Raw genomic sequence first — 17,778 nt, forward strand, 5'->3', positions numbered from 1 at the left:
TCAACGCCGGCCGGCGCCGGCGGCGTCTGGAGGATGTGACCTTCGAGGAGTACGTCGGCAGCCGCGGCCCGGCCCTGATCCGGCTGGCCCGGCTGCTGACCGGCGACGCACACCGGGCCGAGGACCTCACCCAGGACGTGCTGGCCCGGGCGTACGTGCACTGGCGCCGGATCGCCCGCACCGACCGGCCCGACGTGTATGTGCGCCGGATGCTGGTGAACGCGAACACCTCCTGGTGGCGGCGGCGGTCCAGCCGGGAGGTGGCGGTGGCCAGCTTCACCGAGCGCCCCCAGCACGGCGACCTCGGCGGCGAGGCGGCCGACCGGGACGAGATGTGGCGGCTGATCAGCGCCCTGCCCGACCGCCAACGCGCCGTGCTGGTGCTGCGCTACTACGAGGACCTGGACGACGTGACGATCGCCCAGATCCTGGACTGCTCCCCGGTCACCGTCCGCACTCACGCGATGCGGGCGCTCGCCCACCTCCGGGAGCGCTGCGGCGTCCCGACGACCAAGGGGAGCCGGACTTGACCGACCTTGACCAGCGGATCGCCTCGGTGCTGCGGGAGCACGCCGAGGGAGAGATCGATTCCCACCGGCTGCTGTCGGCCTCGCGGGCCAGGGGTCGCCGCCGCCAACTGCGTCGCCGGGCCGCCACGGGCATGGCGTTGGCCCTGGTCGGCGTACTCGGCTTCGTCGGGGTGACCGGGCCGGACCTCACCGGGCTGCCCGGCCGGCTGCCCTGGACCGCGGCCACGCCGCCCGTCGCCGCACCGGTGCCGCCTCGCGCCGACGGGGTGCCCGGGGCCGCCGCTGACCCGGCCCGGATCGGCACGGATCCGCAGGTGCTGCACTTCGGCGTGGACACCGGCCGGGCGCGCTACCTCGGCTGGGAGGTCAACGCCGTGGTCGGGGTGGAGACCGTCCGCCTGGACGTGGCGGGCGGGCCGGTGGTCACCGTGGAGGTGGCCCGCTCCGCCGAGGTGCTCAAGGGCACACCGGTCGAGTTCCGGCCGACCCCGCCGGGCGGCCGGCCCGGCGCCTTCGACGGAACGGTCCAGCGGGTGGCGCTGGAAGGTACGACGGAGCGGTTCGGCCTGGTCGTCTGGTGGAGCCCGGGTGCCGGTCGCTACGCCCGGGCCAGCAGCAGCCAGGGACAGGATCCGGCCGCCCTGACGCAGGCCATGGCCGCGCTGCGGTGGGACGAGGCGCGCCGCTGTGCCAGTCCGCTACGGCTCGGCGCGCTGCCCGCGGGGGCGGAGATCGGCTGGTGCTCGGTGGACGTCGCCTCGTACCCCGGCCTGATCACCGCGCAGTTCACCATCCGGCGCGGCGCCGACCAGAGCATGTGGGTGAGTTACCGGTACGCGTCGCAGGTGGCGGCCACCCGGACCGAGGGGAATCGGACAGTCGGCGGGCGGCCGGCGTACCTGTCGCCGAAGGGAACGACCCTGGAACTGCTCGGCCTGCCCAGGACGAGAGTGGTCGCGGACTTCGGTTGGCCGCCGGAGGGGAACACCCGGCCTGGCGCCTTCACCGAGCAGGACGCGGGCGTCCTGCTGGCCGGGGCGCGGCTGGCGGAGGACCCGACCCGCCCGCAGACCTGGCCCTGACCGGCGACCGCCGGCCGGAGCCGCCCGACGCGGGCCGCTCCGGCCGGCTGCCCGTACGCTTGGTGACCGTGAGCCCCCGTCGCAACCGCCCCCGCCGGGACGAGAGCCCCGGCCTGGACGCCGCGCGCGCCCGACACGGCGTGCCGACCGTGCAGCAGTGGCGGGACGGCGACTGGCAGGTACGCGGGATCTCCGGCGGGGCGTCCGTCAAGACGTACCGTTGCCCCGGCTGTGACCAGGAGATCCGTCCGGGCGTGGCGCACGTGGTGGCCTGGCCGGTGGACGGCCGCGGCGACCTGAGCGACCGCCGGCACTGGCACACCGGCTGCTGGCGGGCGCGGGACCGGCGCGGGCCGGTGATCCAGCGCGGCCGGGGCGCCCCCCGGCACGGCTGAGCGATCTGGATCACCCTGTTTCCGCCCCGCCCGGCGGCGACCCGCGACGCGGGTGAGACTGGAGGGGTGAGCACACCGATCCGCGCGTCCTCCATCCTGCCCGGGCGCCGTGAGGACATCGAGCTGCACACCGCGGACGGTCTGCGGCTGGTCGGCGAGCTGGCCCGCCCGCTGGACCGGGAGCCGGTGGCCACCCTGGTCTGCCTGCACCCGCTGCCCACGCACGGCGGGATGATGGACAGCCACGTCTTCCGCAAGGCGGCCTGGCGGCTGCCCGCCCTGGCCGACCTGGCCGTGCTGCGGTTCAACACCCGGGGCACCAGCAGCCTGCGGGGCACCAGCGAGGGCGCCTTCGACAACGCGGTCGGCGAGCGCTTCGACGTCGCCGCCGCCATCGAGTACGCCGAGTTCCACGAGCTGCCGGAGATCTGGCTGCTCGGCTGGTCGTTCGGCACCGACCTGACCCTCAAGTACGGCTGCGACCCGGCGGTGACCGGGGCCATCCTGCTCTCCCCGCCGCTGCGCTTCTCCACCCCGGCCGACCTGGCCCAGTGGGCGGACGCCGGCAAGCCGCTGGTCGCGCTCGTCCCCGAGTTCGACGACTACCTGCGCCCGGACGAGGCCCGGGAGCGCTTCGCGGCGGTGCCGCAGGCCGAGGTGGTCGGGGTGCCGGGGGCCAAGCACCTCTGGGTCGGTGACGCCGAGACCGCGCTGGACGAGGTGGTCCGCCGGGTCAACCCGGCCGCCACGGTCCCGCTGCCGACCACCTGGGACGGCCCGATGACCTCCGGCGACGTGAGCGCGTACGCCGACCGCACGGTGGCCTCGTTCGCCGACCGTCCGGTGCCCGGTCCGCCCGCCGGCCAGGCCGGCTGAGCGGGTCCGCCGGTCCGGCGGTCGGGCCGGGCTGACCCGCCCGGGCCGGGCTGGCCGGCCCGCCGGCCGGATCAGCGGGACTGCTGTCGGGGGAGCACCACCTCGCGCAGGATCAGCTGGACGGCCGCGACCAGCGGGATGGCCAGCAGCGCGCCCACCACGCCCATCAGCGCCACCCCGAGCAGCGCGGCGACCAGCGCGGCGACCTCGTTGACCTCCACCGACCGGCGCATGATCTTGGGATAGATGAGGTAGTTCTCCACCTGCTGGTAGATCACGAAGAACACCACGCAGGCGATGCCGACCGGCAGGTCGGTGGCGAAGCCGACCAGGCTGACGAGGACCGCGCCGAGGGTGGCGCCGATCTGCGGGATCAGGTCGGCCACCGCGACCACCACGGCCAGGGCGAACGGGTACGGCAGCCCGGCGATCAGCGCGAACACGAAGGTGCTCACCCCGGCCAGCACCGCGATGCTGAGCGCACCGACCATGTACGCGCCCACCTTGGTCAGGATCTCGTCGCCGATCAGCCGCACCCGTTCCCGACGGGAGGCCGGCACCACCGCGTAGCCGAGCGCCCGGAGCTTGTCGAAGTAGACCAGGAAGTAGATGGTCAGCACGAGCACGGTGAGGGCCCGGAAGATGGTGCCGAAGATGAGCTGGGCGCCGCCGAGCACGCCGCCCAGGGCTCGGCCGACGGTCTCCGCGTTGGCGGCGCTCTGCACCCGCTCCATCACGTCGTACCGTTCGACGAGGTCGTTGACGGCCTGGTTGCGGCGCAGCGCCTCGACGTAGCTCGGCAGCTGCTCGATGAACTGGCTGGACTGGGTGACGATCGGCGGCACCAGCGCCACCACGCCGCCGCAGAGCAGCAGCAGCACGGTCAGCGCGACCACCGCCACGGCCAGACCGCGCGGCAGGCCGAACCGCCGTAGCCGGAGCACCGCCGGGTTCAGGCCGACGGCCAGGAAGAGCGCGATGACCACCAGGACCAGGATCCCGGCCGCGTTGCGCAGCCCCAGGTAGACGGTGTACGCGAGCAGCGCGCCGAGCGCACCGGTGAAGCCGACCAGGAAGCTGTTGCGGCGCAGCGGGCGCCCGGGCCGGCCGAACCGCCCGGACGCGGTGAAGATTGGCGGGTCGTCGTCGTTCGAACCGGCTCGGCTGCCCTCCCCGGGTGTCGCGTCCGGCCCGCTCGGCTCCCGCGCCGCCGCCGGGGTGCCGGCCGGCGCCGAGGTCCCGGAGCGGTCCGGTTCCGCGCCGGGCCGGGATGCCTCCGGCCGCTCCGGGTCCGGTCCGTGCGTCGTCGGCTCGCCCTGCGCCACCGGGACCTCCTCCGGTCACGTCCGGCGGATCCACCGGACACCGCTGCCGACCCGCGCGAGCGGGTTCCAGCCAGGAGCGTAGCGGGCCCAGGGGACGGTACGACGAATCGACGGACACTCGGGCTGCGCCGGCCAGCACGCACGCCCCGCGCCGTCCGGGCCCCTGCTGGCCGGTCGACGATGTGGACGGACGGGCCTGGGCGCTCAGCCGGGGCACGCGACGGGTGCGGTCGGGCGTGGTCGGCCGCCACCGCGACGCCGGGGCGCCGGATCCGGCGGCCTGGCGTGGGCGGGACGCCGCGGCCCCGGTCAGTCCTTCTCGGCGCTGACCGTGCTGGGCTTGGCGCTGCGCTCGTCGATGGTCGGCTTGGTGGGTCGCTTGCCGTTCTCGCCGGTGCTGGTGATCTTCGTCGGGGTGGCGCCTCGGCCGCCCTCACCCGGGACCGCAGCCACCGTCGGCTCGCCGCCCACACCGGCCCCGCCGCCGTCCGCCGTGGTCACCGGTTCGGCGACCGGGCCTGCCTCCGCCTGCCCGGCCCCGGCCGGCTTGCCGCCGGCCGGCTTCCCGTCCGGCGTGGCGCCGGCCGGCTTCCCGTCCGGTCCGCCCGCCGGCTTCGCGCCGGAGACCGCCGCCGCGGCGTCGCCGGCCGGCTTCGGGCCGCCCGCGTCCACGGTCTGCTTCTGGCCGGTGCGCGGAGGGCTGGCCGGCTTCGCGCTCGCCTCCGCCGCGGTGGCCGGTCGCGCCGCGGCACCCGCCGGGATCCCGGACGCCGGCTTGGCGTCGGACGCCGGCTTGGAACCCGGGCCGGCCGGCTTCACCGCGCCGTCGGGGCGTTTCGCGGTGCCGGCCTTCGGGCCGGTCGTCGGCGCGGCCACGGTGGCGCCGTCGGTGCCGGCGGGGCGGCCGCCGGCGGTGGCCAGTTGCAACCGCAGCTCGGCCACCTGCCGCTGGAGTTCGTCGGACTCCTGCCGGGACTGCCAGGTCTCCTGGCGCAGGTCGGCGAGCTGCTGCTGGGCCTGGGCGATCTCCAGCATCACCTGGGCGAGCTGCTGCCGGCCGGCGGCCGCCTCCTGCTGGGTGGCGGCGAGGTGCTGCTGGGTGGTGGCCAGGTGCTGCTGGGTGGTGGCGGCGTACTCCTCGAACTGCCGGCGGGAGGTCGCCACGTACTCGTCGGCCGTGCGCCGCTTCTCGGCCGCCTCCGACTCGACCCGGCTGAGCAGCGTCGTGGCCTCCTCCTCGGCCTGCTGGCGCATGGTGAGCGCGTCCCGCTCGGCGGCCTCGCGGACCGCGGCGGCACCCTGCTCGATCTCGTTCTTGCGGGTGCGGTACTCCGACTCCAGCTGCGTGCGCCGCTTGGTGTACGTCGACTCCAGCTCGTCCTGCCGCGTCTTGTGCTGCTTCTCCAGCTCGGCGTTGCGGGTCTTGTACTGCTTCTCCAGCTCGGTGCGGCGGGTGGTGAACTCCTGCTCGGCGGCGGCCCGCCGCTGGGCCAGCTCCCGGTCGGCCGCCTCGCGCCGGCCGTTCACCTCCTTCTCCACGCCGGCCCGCCAGGCGCCCAGCTCCTGCTGCGTCTGCGCCCGGGCGTGCTGCACGTACGCCTCGGTCTCGCTGCGCATCCGCTGCACGTACGCCTCGGTCTCGGCCCGGCTGCGCCGGGCGGACTCGGCCGCCTGCGTGGTCAGCCGCTCCGCCTCCTGGCGGGCCTTCTCCCGGGTGGCCCGGCCGGCGGTGCTGGCGTCGTCGATGATCTGCTTGGCCTCGCGCTGGGCCTTGGCGTGGGTGGCCCGGCCGGCCTCGGTGGCCTGCTCGACCAGGCGGCGGGCCTCCTGCTGGGCCTTGGCGTGCACCTCCTTGGCCGCCTCGCGCAGCTCGGTCGCCTCCTGCTGGGCCTTGGCGTGCGCCTCCTTGGCCGCCTCGCGCAGCTTGGACGCCTCCTGCTGGGCCCGGGTGTGGATCTCCTTCGCCGCGTCGCGCAGCTGGGTGGCCTCCTGCTGCGCCTTGCTCAGCGCCTCCTGGGCGGCCTTGCGCAGCCGCTCGGCCTCCGCCTTGGCGGACTTGACGGCGGCGTCCGCCTCGGCCTTGCGGGCGGCGGTGTGCCGCTCCTCCTCGGCCCGGCGGGCGGCCAGCGCGATCTCGAAGTCCTTGAGCGCCTTGGCGGCCTCCGCGCGGGCCTCCTCGATGATGTGCTCGGCGGCGGCGCGGCGGGCCTCGATCTCCTCGTTGGCCTCGCGCAGGATCGCCTCGGCCTGCTCCTCGGCGAGGGTGAGGATCTGTTCGACCCGGGGGCCGAGGTGCCGGAACGAGGCGCGGTCGACCACCCCGACCTGCTTGCGCACCTGAGCCAGATCCCGCTGGAGCACCTCGACCTGACCGGCCAGCTTGTGGATCTGTGTGTAGGCCTGCTCCCGCTCAGCCGCGAGGGTCGCGATCTCGTGCTCCGCACGCGCGACGTACCGGTCGACCTGTCGTTTCTCGTACCCCCGCAGAGCGGACTCGAAGCTGGGCTCCGTGGTCACGTCCCCGCCGAGAGCGAACAGTTCCTCGCCGTGCGACATGCCCCCATCCTCACACGCATCGGGCCCTCCTGGGGCGATACGGACGCCCCTGTTGGGACCTGTTTCACTGCGTTTCGGCGCTCGGCTCCCACGGACCGGGAAACGCATACGGCGCGGGGAGCCACCGGTCACCCGGTGTCACCCCGCGCCGTGTCATGCCCCGGCCGGGCCGGTCAGCCGGCGGTCTCCGCGGCCACCTTGTCGCCGCTGTCGTCGGCGGCCTTCTTCGCCTCCTGCGCGGGCGCGGCCGAGCTCGGCACGCCGGGCACGATGCCGGCGAGACCGGAGAGCATCTGGCCCAGCTGCGCGGTGACCGCGTCCTTCTGGCGGGTGAGGTCCTCCACCTCGCGGCGGGCGGCCTGGGTGGTCAGCTCGGCCTCGGTGCGCGCCTCGCTGAGCAGCCGCTGCGACTCGGCCCGCGCCTCGTTCAGCGTCTTCTCGGCCAGCGCCCTGGCCTTCTCCACCGTCTCGTTCGCGGTGCGCTCCGACTCGACCCGACGGGCCTCGGCGCGCTGCTCGATCTCCTTGGCCCGCTCCTGGGCGGCCCGGGCCCGCTGCTCGGCCTCGCTGACCAGCTTCTGGGTCTGCGCCACCTGGGCGGCGTGCCGCTCGGACTCCTCGCGCTCGGCCTTCTCGCGCCGCTCGGCGAGCTGCAGCTCAAGGGCCTGGAGGTCCTTGTCGCGCTTGTCGCGGGCGTCGGTGAGCAGCTTGGTCGCCTCGGCGCGCTTCTCCTCGGCCTCGCGGGCCGCCTTGGCCCGCTGCTGGGTGATCTCCCGCTCGGCGGTGGCGCGCAGCGTGGCGACCTCCCGCTCGACGGTGGACTTCAGCTCGGCCACCTCGTGCGCGGTGACCGTGCGCAGCTGCTTGGTCTCGCGGTCGGCGTCCGCGCGCAGCGTGTCGGCCTCGCGGCGGGCCTGCACCCGGACCTCGGCCGCCTCCCGCTCGGCGGCGGTGCGGACGTTGCCCGCCTCCCGCTCGGCGGTGGCCTTCATCGCGGCCGCCTCGGCGCGGGCCTTGTCGGTGATCTCCCGCGCCTCGAGGCGGGCGGCGGACAGGATGCCCTCCGACTCGCGCTTGGCCTCGTTGCGGTGGTCGTTGGCCTGCTCCTCGGCGAGGCGGAGGATCTGCTCGACGCGGGTGCCGAGGCCGGAGAGGGTCGGCCGGCTGTTCTCCTCGAGCTGCTTGTTGGTGTCCGTGAGCTTCTGCTCCAGCGCGGCCATGCGCTGCTCGGCCTGGCGGAGCCGACGCTGCGCGTCGTTCATCCGCTGCTCGGCCTCGGCGCGGGCCTGCTCGGACTGGGTCAGCGCGGCGGTCATCCGGCCGATGAAGTCATCGACCTGGTGAGTGTTGTATCCGCGCAGGCCGACGGTGAAATCTGGCTGCGAGTTCGCGTTATCGAAGAACGCGAGAGGGGAGGACTGCTGCTGGGGCATTGGGACATACTCGCAGACGCCCCAGGGTCCTTCGCAAGAGCGGTGCCGAGCTTTGCTGTCCTGTTTACATGGTCAACTTCGACGTCCGCCGGACACCGGACCAATCGGCGATCTTGGCAGGTCCCGGGCGGGTCGGACGGCTGGGTCCGAGAGCCGGAAAAGGGCCGCGGGGCAAGCGCCCGCGGCCCTTTGTCGCCGCCGGTCGCGGGCACTCGAATGGGTGCCCGCGACCGGTGTGGAATGGCGATCGACCGTTGCGGCAATCGTCGCCGGCGGCCCCTGTCGGGTCAGTGGCCGCGGAACCGGTTGATCGCGTCCTCGTGCCGGGACCGCAGCTCCGGGTCGCGGACGCCGAGCCCGTCGGTCGGGGCGAGGCAGCGGACACCGACCTTGCCCTGGTGCGCGTTGCGGTGCACCTCGTACGCGGCCTGGCCGGTCTGCTCCAGCGGGTAGGTCTTCGACACCGTGGGGTGGATCTTCCCGAGCGCCACCAGCCGGTTGGCCTCCCACGCCTCGCGGTAGTTGGCGAAGTGGCTGCCGACGATCCGCTTGAGGTGCATCCAGAGGTAACGGTTGTCGTACTGGTGCTGGTATCCGCTGGTGGAGGCGCAGGTGACGATGGTGCCGCCGCGCTTGGTCACGAAGACGCTCGCGCCGAAGGTCTCCCGGCCCGGGTGCTCGAAGACGATGTCCGGGTCCTCGCCGCCGGTCAGCTCCCGGATCCGCTCGCCGAAGCGCCGCCACTCGTCCTGGTCCTGGGTCTGCTCGTCCTTCCAGAACCGGAAACCCTCGGCGGCCCGGTCGATCACCAGCTCGGCGCCCATCCTGCGGCACAGCTCGGCCTTGTCCGGACTGGACACCACGCAGACCGGGATGGCGCCGCCGACCAGCGCCATCTGGGTGGCGTAGCTGCCCAACCCGCCGGAGGCGCCCCAGATCAGCACCACGTCGCCCTGCTTCATGTTCGCGCCGTGGTGCGAGACCAGCTGCCGGTACGCGGTGGAGTTCACCAGCCCGGGGCTGGCCGCCTCCTCCCAGCTCAGGTGGCGCGGCTTGGGCATCAGCTGGTTGGCCTTGACGACCGCCAGCTCGGCGAGCCCGCCGAAGTTGGTCTCGAAGCCCCAGATCCGCTGCTGCGGGTCGAGCATGGTGTCGTCGTGCCCGGCCGCGTCCTCCAGCTCCACCGACAGGCAGTGCGCGACCACCTCGTCGCCGGCGGACCACCGGGTCACCCCCGGCCCGGTCCGCAGCACCACGCCGGCGGCGTCCGACCCGACCACGTGGTACGGCAGGTCGTGCCGCCGGGTCAGCTCGGAGAGCCGGCCGTAGCGCTGGAGGAACTTGAAGGTCGGCAGCGGCTCGAAGATGCTGGTCCAGACGGTGTTGTAGTTGATCGCGCTGGCCATCACCGCGATCAGCGCCTCGCCCGGGCCGAGCTCCGGCGTCGGCACCTCCTGCACGTGCAGCGCCTTGCGCGGGTCCTTGTCCCGGGTGGCCATGCCGTCGAACATCCGGGTCTCGTCGGCGCGTACCACGACGCCGCGGTAGGACTCGGGCACGGGCAGCCCGGCGAGACCGGCGAGTTCCCGCTCCGGTTGCGCGGAGCCTTCCGCCGACATGATCGCTTCGAGGATGTCCTGCACGGTGACCTCCGGTTCGTCCGCACCCGTGCGCACGGGCCTGGGTGCTGCCATCGTCGGCGCCGGGGCGGCCGTTAACCATGTCGACGTCCGACACATCCGGGACCGACCGCGTTCCGATGGGGCGGACGTTACTGAACGGTAGCTAGGGCCGGAAGTCCTCTGTGAAAAACCGCATCGACCGATGCGTGAAGGTGCCCGGGTGAACGTTGAACCGCGCAGTGCCGTGCTCGGCGCCGGTGCGCGCAGTCCCTGCCGGGGCATCGGGTGGGTCCACCCGGCACCCCGGACGAGGCGCCGGCGGGCTCCGCGCCGCCCCGCCGCGAGGGCGCGGCGGGGCGGTCCGCGGGGTCAGTGCGCAGCCGGTTCGACCAGCTCGACCAGGACGCCACCGGCGTCCTTCGGGTGCACGAAGTTGATCCGGGAGTCGGCGGTGCCGCGCTTCGGGGTCTCGTAGAGCAGCCGCACGCCGCGCTCGCGCAGCGCCGCGCAGGCCGCGTCGATGTCCGCCACGGTGTACGCCACCTGCTGTACCCCGGGGCCGTTGCGGTCGAGGAACTTCGCGATGGTCGACTCCGGCGTCAGCGGCGCGAGCAGCTGCACGCAGCCGCCCTCGGTGGTCGGCCCGACGGCCAGCATCGCCTCGCGGACGCCCTGTTCGGCGTTGGTCTCGATGTGCACGCAGCGCATCCCGAACGTCCGCTGGTAGAAGTCGATCGCGGCGTCCAGGTCGGCCACGGCGATCCCGACGTGGTCGATCCGGCGCAGCCCGATGTCTGTGACATAGTCGGCAGCGGTCTCGACGGGGGAGTTCTCAGCCATGGCGCTAGTCTGGCCGAACAATCGTTAAGGCGTACAGGTCGGCACCCCCCTCGGAGGCAGGTATGGCTTCGGTGATCGTCAGCGGCGCGCGGACCCCCATGGGGCGCCTGCTGGGCAACCTCAAGGACCTCCCGGCGACCAAGCTCGGCGGCGTGGCGATCAAGGCGGCGCTGGAGCGCGCCGGCGTCGCCCCCGACCAGGTGCAGTACGTGATCATGGGTCAGGTGCTCCAGGCCGGCGCCGGGCAGATCCCGGCCCGGCAGGCGGCGGTCGAGGCGGGCATCCCGATGTCCGTACCGGCCCTGACCATCAACAAGGTCTGCCTCTCCGGCCTGGACGCGATCGCCCTGGCCGACCAGCTGATCCGGGCCGGCGAGTTCGACATCGTGGTGGCCGGCGGCATGGAGTCGATGACCAACGCCCCGCACCTGCTGCTCGGCCAGCGCGGCGGCTACAAGTACGGCGACGTGGTGGTCAAGGACCACATGGCGCTGGACGGCCTGACCGACGCCTGGGACTGCTGCTCGATGGGCGAGTCGACCGAGCGGCTCGGCACCAAGCACGGCATCAGCCGCGCGGAGCAGGACGAGTTCGCCGCGGCCAGCCACCAGCGGGCCGCCGCCGCGCAGAAGAACGGGCACTTCGCCGAGGAGATCACCCCGGTGGTCATCCCGCAGCGCAAGGGCGACCCGCTGGTGATCAGCGAGGACGAGGGCGTCCGGCCGGACACCACGGCCGAGACGCTGGGCAAGCTGCGTCCCGCGTTCACCAAGGACGGGACCATCACCGCCGGCAGCTCCTCGCCGATCTCCGACGGCGCCGCGGCGGTGGTGGTGATGAGCAAGGCCAAGGCCAAGGAGCTGGGGCTGACCTGGCTGGCCGAGATCGGCGCGCACGGCAACGTGGCCGGCCCGGACAACTCCCTGCACTCGCAGCCGTCCAACGCCATCCAGCACGCGCTGCGCAAGGGCGGGCTGAGCGTCGACGACCTGGACCTGATTGAGATCAACGAGGCGTTCGCGCAGGTCGGCATCCAGTCCATGCGTGACCTCGGGGTGGGCCCGGAGAAGGTCAACGTCAACGGCGGGGCGATCGCGCTGGGCCACCCGATCGGCATGTCCGGCGCCCGGCTGGTGCTCACCCTCGCGCTGGAGCTGAAGCGGCGCGGCGGCGGCACCGGCGCGGCCGCCCTCTGCGGCGGCGGTGGCCAGGGCGACGCGCTGATCATCCACGTCCCGGCCGCCGGCGAGAGCGGTCAGTGAGCGACGCGATCGTGAGCGAGACCGTCGACAGCGTCCCGGCGGCGGGCACCGGGTCGGTGCGCCGCAGCCGGGACGTGCCGATGCTGGTCGAGCGGGCCCGCGCGGGTGACCCCCGCGCGGTGGCCCGGCTGATCACCCTGGTCGAGTCCGGCGACGAGACGCTGCCGCGGATCGCCGCGGCGCTGGCGCCGTACGCCGGCCAGGCCCAGGTGGTCGGGCTGACCGGTTCCCCCGGCGTGGGCAAGTCCACCACCACCAACGAGCTGGTCCGGGCGTTGCGCGCCCGCGGTCACCGGGTGGGCGTGCTGGCCATCGACCCGTCCAGCCCGTTCACCGGCGGCGCGATCCTCGGCGACCGGGTGCGGATGCAGGACCATGCCACCGATCCGGGCGTCTACATCCGGTCGATGTCCAGCCGGGGCCACCTCGGCGGGCTCTCCGCGGCGACCCCGCAGGCGGTCCGGGTGCTGGAGGGCGCCGGCTGCGATGTGGTGCTGGTCGAGACCGTCGGGGTCGGGCAGGCGGAGGTGGAGGTCGCCTCGCTGGCCGACACCACGCTGGTGCTGCTCGCCCCCGGGATGGGCGACGCCATCCAGGCGGTCAAGGCCGGCATCCTGGAGATCGCCGACGTCTTCGTGGTGAACAAGGCCGACCGGGACGGCGCCGACGCCACGGTGCGCGACATCCAGGGCATGATCGCGCTCGGAGAGCGCGGGCCGGGCCAGTGGCGCCCGCAGGTGGTGCGCGCCGTCGCCGCGCGCGGCGAGGGGATCGACGACATCGCGGCCGCGATCGACAAGCACCGCGGTTGGCTGGTCGAGCACGGCGAGCTGCGCCGTCGGCAGGAGACGCGGGCCGCCGCCGAGATCGAGGCGATCGCGCTCGGCGTGCTGCGCGACCGGATCGGCTCGCTGCGCGACGGTACGGAGCTGCCGGCGCTCGCCGCGAAGGTGGCCGAGGGGGCGCTGGACCCGTACGCGGCGGCGGACGAGCTGCTCAGCCAGCTCGGCTCCTGACCGTCCCACGGGTACCGTCCCGCCGGCCCCGCCCGGCCCGGTGCCGTGTCCACCCCGGACCGTCCGGAACTAGTACGCTCGCACCGCTCCACGGTCGGCGTGGGGCGGGGTGTGCGGCCGGGTGGGAGAGCATGAGCGAGCGTCAGCGAGCGAATCAGCAACGCAGTGCGGTGGTGCCTCAGGACGGCACGGAGCGCAGCGGAGTGCCGGCATGAGCGACGAGGCGACGCGGGAACTGTCGGTGACGCCGGACGCCGTGGCGGGTGGTACGACCACCGTCTCCGACGAGGTGGTGGAGAAGATCGCGGTGGCCGCCGCGCGGTCGGTGCCCGGGGTGGTAGAGCTGGGCGGCGACGTGGCACGGTTCTTCAACTCGGTGCTCGACCGGGTCGGGCTGGACAAGGTGGGCGACGCCACGCGCGGCGCCTCGGCGCACGTGACCAACGGTGCGGCGGTGGTCAACCTGGTCATCGTGATCGAGGCGGGCCGGACGGTGCCCGAGGTGACCGAGGCGGTCCGGGCGACGGTGACCGAGGCGGTCGAGGCGTACGGGCTGCGGGCGGACGAGGTCAACATCCGGGTCGACGACGTGGCCCTGGGCGAGCCCGCCGCGCCGACCACCTGAGCCTCCGGGGCGCCCCCGGTTACCGGCCGGTACGACTTCCCTTAGCGATCGTTCAGGCTCCCGGCCTACACTCGACGTGCAGTCGAGAGCTCGAGGAGGAGCCCCGCGGATGAACGCCGACGAGATCGCAGCCGGACGGGCACGCTGGCAGGCCCGGTACGACGCCGCGCGCAAGCGGGACGCCGACTTCACCACGCTCTCCGGGATGGCCGTCGACCCGGTCTACGGGCCGCCGGAGGGCGTCGCCTACCCAGGCTTCGAGCGGATCGGCTGGCCGGGCGAGTACCCGTTCACCCGGGGCCTCTACCCGACCGGCTACCGGGGGCGGACCTGGACCATCCGGCAGTTCGCCGGCTTCGGCAACGCGCGGCAGACCAACGAGCGCTACAAGATGATCCTGGGCGCCGGCGGCGGCGGTCTCTCGGTCGCCTTCGACATGCCCACCCTGATGGGGCGAGACTCGGACGACCCGCAGGCGCTCGGCGAGGTGGGGCACTGCGGGGTCGCGGTGGACAGCGCGGCCGACATGGAGGTGCTCTTCGACGGCATCGACCTGGCCGGCGTGACCACCTCGATGACCATCTCCGGCCCGGCGGTGCCGGTGTTCTGCATGTACCTGGTGGCCGCCGAGCGGCAGGGCGCCGACCTGTCCACCCTGGACGGCACCCTGCAGACGGACATCTTCAAGGAGTACATCGCGCAGAAGGAGTGGCTCTTCGACCCGGAGCCGCACCTGCGCCTGATCGGCGACCTGATGGAGTACTGCGCCCGGGAGATCCCGCGCTACAAGCCGCTGTCGGTCTCCGGCTACCACATCCGCGAGGCCGGCTCGACCGCCGCGCAGGAGCTGGCGTACACCCTCGCCGACGGGTTCGGCTACGTCGAGCTGGGGCTGTCGCGTGGGCTGGACGTGAACGTCTTCGCTCCCGGCCTGAGCTTCTTCTTCGACTCGCACGTCGACTTCTTCGAGGAGATCGCCAAGTTCCGGGCCGCCCGCCGGATCTGGGCCCGGTGGCTGCGCGACGTCTACGGCGCCACCAGCGAGAAGGCCCTCTGGCTGCGGTTCCACACGCAGACCGCGGGGGTCTCGCTGACCGCCCAGCAGCCGGTGAACAACGTGGTGCGCACCGCCGTCGAGGCGCTTGCGGCGGTGCTCGGCGGCACCAACTCGCTGCACACCAACGCCCTGGACGAGACGCTCGCGCTGCCCACCGACGAGTCCGCCGAGATCGCCCTGCGTACCCAGCAGGTGCTGATGGAGGAGACCGGGGTGACCAACGTGGCCGACCCGCTCGGCGGTTCGTGGTACGTCGAGGCGCTCACCGACAAGATCGAGGCCGAGGCGGAGGAGATCTTCGCCCGGATCCGGCAGCTCGGCGGCGAGGGCCCGCACCAGATCGGCCCGATGACCTCCGGCATCCTGCGTGGCATCGAGGACGGCTGGTTCACCGGCCACATCGCCGAGTCGGCGTTCGCCTACCAGCAGGCGCTGGAGAAGGGCGAGAAGAAGATCGTCGGGGTCAACTGCCACACCAGCACAGTGGCCAAGGACCTGGAGATCCTGCGGATCTCGCACGAGGTGGAGCTGGAGCAGCGCCGGGTGCTGGCCGAGCGCAAGGCGGCCCGGGACGACGCGGCGGTCAAGGCGGCCGTGACGCGGATGGTCGAGGTCAGCCGGACCGGCGGGAACATGATCCCGGCGATGCTCGACGCCGTCCGCGCCGAGGCCACCCTCGGCGAGATCTGCGACGCCCTGCGCGCCGAGTGGGGCGTCTACCGGGAGCCCGCCCGCTTCTGATCCGTCCGCACCCACGCTCCCGCTCCGGCGGCCCGGCAACCGGGGTATTCGTACCCTTTGCCGGGCCTTCCGGGACGGGTTCGCGGCGCTGCCGGGCCGAACCGCCCACAAGGGCGGTGAGCAGGGTGAGAACTGCAACTGTCGCCGTCGCGGTTGATCGGAGTTGGGCCGCGCGCGTGCGAGACTAGATAACCATGAGCGACCCACGGATCACCTCGTCGATCTTCACCCGCGGCGCGGTCGACCTCAGCGCGCTGCGCACCCCTGCCCCGAGTCCGACCCCGGCCCAGGCCGGTCCCCCCGCCGGTGCACCCGGCGGCGCCGTCGGCGGCGGGGTCACCGTCATCGACGTGACCGAGGCGACCTTCCAGTCCGAGGTCCTCGAACGTTCGCTGAACACACCGGTCGTGGTGGACTTCTGGGCCGAGTGGTGCGAGCCGTGCAAGCAGCTCTCCCCGGTGCTGGAGCGGCTGGCCGTCGAGGGTGGCGGCGCCTGGGTGCTCGCCAAGATCGATGTGGACGCCAATCCGCGCATCGCCCAGATGTTCCGGGTGCAGGGCATCCCGATGGTCTACGCGGTGGTCGGCGGCCAGCCGATCGACGCCTTCTCCGGGGTGGTGCCGGAGGCGCAGCTGCGGCAGTGGATCCAGGCGGTGCTCAAGGCCGGCGGCGTGACCGTGGCGGAGCCGACCGACCCCCGCCTCGACGAGGCCGACGACGCCCTGATGAGCGGCGACCTGGACGCCGCCGAGCGGGCGTACCGCAAGATCCTGGCCGACTCGCCGACCGACGTCGCGGCCGAGGCCGGCCTGGCCCAGGTCGGCCTGGCCCGCCGGGTGGCCGGCGCCGACCCGCAGGCGGCGCTCGCCGCCGCCGAGGCCAACCCGGACGACGTCGACGCGCAGCTGCTGGCCGCCGACATCGAGGTGCTCAGCGGCCTGGCCGAGCAGGCCTACCGGCGCCTGGTCGGCGTGGTCCGGCGGACCGCCGGCGACGACCGGGAGAAGGTACGCCAGCACCTCGTCGGACTGTTCACCATCGCCGGTCCGGAGGACCCCGCGGTGGCCTCGGCCCGCCGGGCCCTGGCCAGCGCGCTGTTCTGAGCACGTAGCACGCCAGCGCGGGCCGGCGTCCCGGCCGGCCCGCCCGACCACCGAGGACGGGAGCCCATGATGCGCCGGATCGCCGTCCTCGACGCGCCGTCCAACCTGGGTCTGCGCCCGCCCACGGCCACCTCGGTGCCGGGCTGCGCCAAGGCGCCCGGCGCGCTGCGCGACCACGACCTGCTCGCCCGGCTGCGGGCCCGGGACGCCGGCTGCCTGACCCCGCCGCGCTACGACCCGGGCGACTGGCGGCCGGGCGACGGGGTCTGCCACGCCCGGGAGATCTCCGACTACTCGGTGGCGCTCGCCGACCGGATCGGTTCGATCATCGACCGGGGGGAGTTCCCGCTGGTCCTCGGCGGGGACTGCTCGATCCTGCTCGGCTCGGCGCTGGCCATGCACCGGCTCGGGGAGGCGGTCGGCGGCCGGATCGGGCTGGTCTTCGTCGACGGCCACTCCGACTTCCGGCACCCTGGCAACGCCTCCTACGTGGGCGCCGCGGCGGGCGAGGACCTCGCCCTGGTGACCGGCCGGGGGCAGGCCGACCTGGCGGCCATCGAGGGGCGCCGCCCCTACTTCCGGGACATCGACGTGGTGGTGCTCGGTATCCGGGCCCAGGACGAGTACCGGCTCGACCTCCAGGCCGCCGGGATCGTCACCCGGCCGGTGCCCGCGCTGCGGGCCGAGGGTGCGGCGCGTACCGCGCAGTGGGCGCACGAGCAGCTCGCCGACTGCGCCGGTTACTGGGTGCACATCGACGTGGACGTGCTGGACCCGGCCGTGATGCCGGCGGTCGACGCGCCCGACCCGGGCGGGATCGCCTTCGCCGAGCTGGAGATCCTGCTGGCCGGGCTGGTCGACACCCCACACTGCCTCGGCGTCGAGCTGACCGTCTTCGACCCCGACTACGACCCGGACGGCGCGTACGCCGCCGAGATCGTCAACACGGTGGTGGCCGGGCTCGCCCCGGTCAGCGCGCCGGAGGCGGTGCCGCCGCGGCTGCTGCCGGGTCCGTCGAGCACCCGTTCCGTCCGGCCGGGCAACGGGCGGTCCGCCGCCCGGGTCGTCCCGCCGCGCGGCGCCGTGGACGCCGACCGGCGGACCGAGCCGGACCCGAGCGCGGCCGCTCCTCCGGCCGGCCTGAAGCGGGTCGGCCTGTCCGGGGCGGCCGTCGCGGCCGGGCTGGAGCCTGTCGCGGCTTCCTCCGCCGAGCTGGAGCCGGTCGGGCCGCCCGCGGCCGCAGGCCCTGGGCTGCTGCGCCGCAACCCGCTGGCCATGACCGAAGCGTCTGCTGACCCCGACCCCGACCCCGACC

At 74.0% G+C, this 17,778-nt stretch carries 15 protein-coding genes; 10 read left to right on the forward strand and 5 right to left on the reverse strand.

The window, feature by feature from the left end; translation table 11 throughout:
* Positions 1 to 35: 35 nt before the first annotated feature.
* From DLJ47_RS04420 to DLJ47_RS04435, 4 genes are all read left to right on the forward strand, one after another.
* Positions 36 to 530: a SigE family RNA polymerase sigma factor gene (locus DLJ47_RS04420; RefSeq protein ID WP_109898822.1), complete on the forward strand. Its 495-nt coding sequence runs from the start codon at positions 36 to 38 to the stop codon at positions 528 to 530.
* A complete protein-coding gene (locus DLJ47_RS04425; protein WP_109898823.1) occupies positions 527 to 1,612 on the forward strand; it encodes a hypothetical protein in 1,086 nt (361 codons plus the stop codon). Before DLJ47_RS04420 ends, DLJ47_RS04425 begins: the two co-directional genes overlap by 4 nt.
* Before the next feature lie 68 nt (positions 1,613 to 1,680).
* Positions 1,681 to 2,007, forward strand: a complete 327-nt coding sequence (locus DLJ47_RS04430) for a hypothetical protein (protein WP_396775620.1) — start codon at positions 1,681 to 1,683, stop codon at positions 2,005 to 2,007.
* A gap of 66 nt (positions 2,008 to 2,073) precedes the next feature.
* Positions 2,074 to 2,883 (forward strand): alpha/beta hydrolase, encoded by an 810-nt coding sequence (locus tag DLJ47_RS04435; RefSeq protein WP_109898825.1) that lies wholly within the window; start codon positions 2,074 to 2,076, stop codon positions 2,881 to 2,883.
* Between the two features lie 71 nt (positions 2,884 to 2,954).
* Here DLJ47_RS04435 and DLJ47_RS04440 read toward each other — a convergent pair whose 3' ends face one another.
* From DLJ47_RS04440 to mce, 5 genes are all read right to left on the reverse strand, one after another.
* A complete protein-coding gene (locus tag DLJ47_RS04440; protein ID WP_109898833.1) occupies positions 2,955 to 4,016 on the reverse strand; it encodes an AI-2E family transporter in 1,062 nt (353 codons plus the stop codon).
* Positions 4,017 to 4,517: 501 nt separating this feature from the next.
* The gene (locus tag DLJ47_RS04445; RefSeq protein ID WP_109898826.1) at positions 4,518 to 6,764 is read right to left on the reverse strand and encodes a hypothetical protein; all 2,247 of its coding nucleotides are present in this window, start codon (positions 6,762 to 6,764) and stop codon (positions 4,518 to 4,520) included.
* Positions 6,765 to 6,937: 173 nt separating this feature from the next.
* Positions 6,938 to 8,197 (reverse strand): cell division protein DivIVA, encoded by a 1,260-nt coding sequence (locus DLJ47_RS04450; RefSeq protein ID WP_109898827.1) that lies wholly within the window; start codon positions 8,195 to 8,197, stop codon positions 6,938 to 6,940.
* A gap of 287 nt (positions 8,198 to 8,484) precedes the next feature.
* Entirely contained in the window at positions 8,485 to 9,840 is a 1,356-nt protein-coding gene (ccrA, locus tag DLJ47_RS04455; protein WP_109898834.1) for a crotonyl-CoA carboxylase/reductase, read from the reverse strand.
* Positions 9,841 to 10,188: 348 nt separating this feature from the next.
* A complete protein-coding gene (gene mce / locus DLJ47_RS04460) occupies positions 10,189 to 10,659 on the reverse strand; it encodes a methylmalonyl-CoA epimerase (protein ID WP_109898828.1) in 471 nt (156 codons plus the stop codon).
* Between the two features lie 62 nt (positions 10,660 to 10,721).
* Here mce and DLJ47_RS04465 point away from each other — a divergent pair, with 62 nt between their 5' ends.
* The 6 genes from DLJ47_RS04465 to DLJ47_RS04490 all read left to right on the forward strand — a co-directional run.
* Positions 10,722 to 11,921 (forward strand): acetyl-CoA C-acetyltransferase, encoded by a 1,200-nt coding sequence (locus tag DLJ47_RS04465; RefSeq protein ID WP_109898829.1) that lies wholly within the window; start codon positions 10,722 to 10,724, stop codon positions 11,919 to 11,921.
* Between the two features lie 80 nt (positions 11,922 to 12,001).
* Complete coding sequence (gene meaB, locus DLJ47_RS04470) at positions 12,002 to 12,937, forward strand: methylmalonyl Co-A mutase-associated GTPase MeaB (RefSeq protein ID WP_393351789.1); 936 nt, start codon at positions 12,002 to 12,004, stop codon at positions 12,935 to 12,937.
* Between the two features lie 211 nt (positions 12,938 to 13,148).
* Positions 13,149 to 13,562: an Asp23/Gls24 family envelope stress response protein gene (locus DLJ47_RS04475; protein WP_109898830.1), complete on the forward strand. Its 414-nt coding sequence runs from the start codon at positions 13,149 to 13,151 to the stop codon at positions 13,560 to 13,562.
* Positions 13,563 to 13,671: 109 nt separating this feature from the next.
* A complete protein-coding gene (locus tag DLJ47_RS04480) occupies positions 13,672 to 15,360 on the forward strand; it encodes an acyl-CoA mutase large subunit family protein (RefSeq protein WP_109898831.1) in 1,689 nt (562 codons plus the stop codon).
* A gap of 194 nt (positions 15,361 to 15,554) precedes the next feature.
* The gene (locus DLJ47_RS04485) at positions 15,555 to 16,463 is read left to right on the forward strand and encodes a tetratricopeptide repeat protein (protein ID WP_109898832.1); all 909 of its coding nucleotides are present in this window, start codon (positions 15,555 to 15,557) and stop codon (positions 16,461 to 16,463) included.
* Between the two features lie 66 nt (positions 16,464 to 16,529).
* On the forward strand, positions 16,530 to 17,778 hold a 1,249-nt coding region (locus tag DLJ47_RS04490), incomplete at its 3' end, for an arginase family protein (protein WP_233257652.1).

This window comes from Micromonospora sp. S4605, from assembly GCF_003176715.1.
Taxonomy (GTDB): Bacteria; Actinomycetota; Actinomycetes; order Mycobacteriales; family Micromonosporaceae; genus Micromonospora; species Micromonospora echinaurantiaca.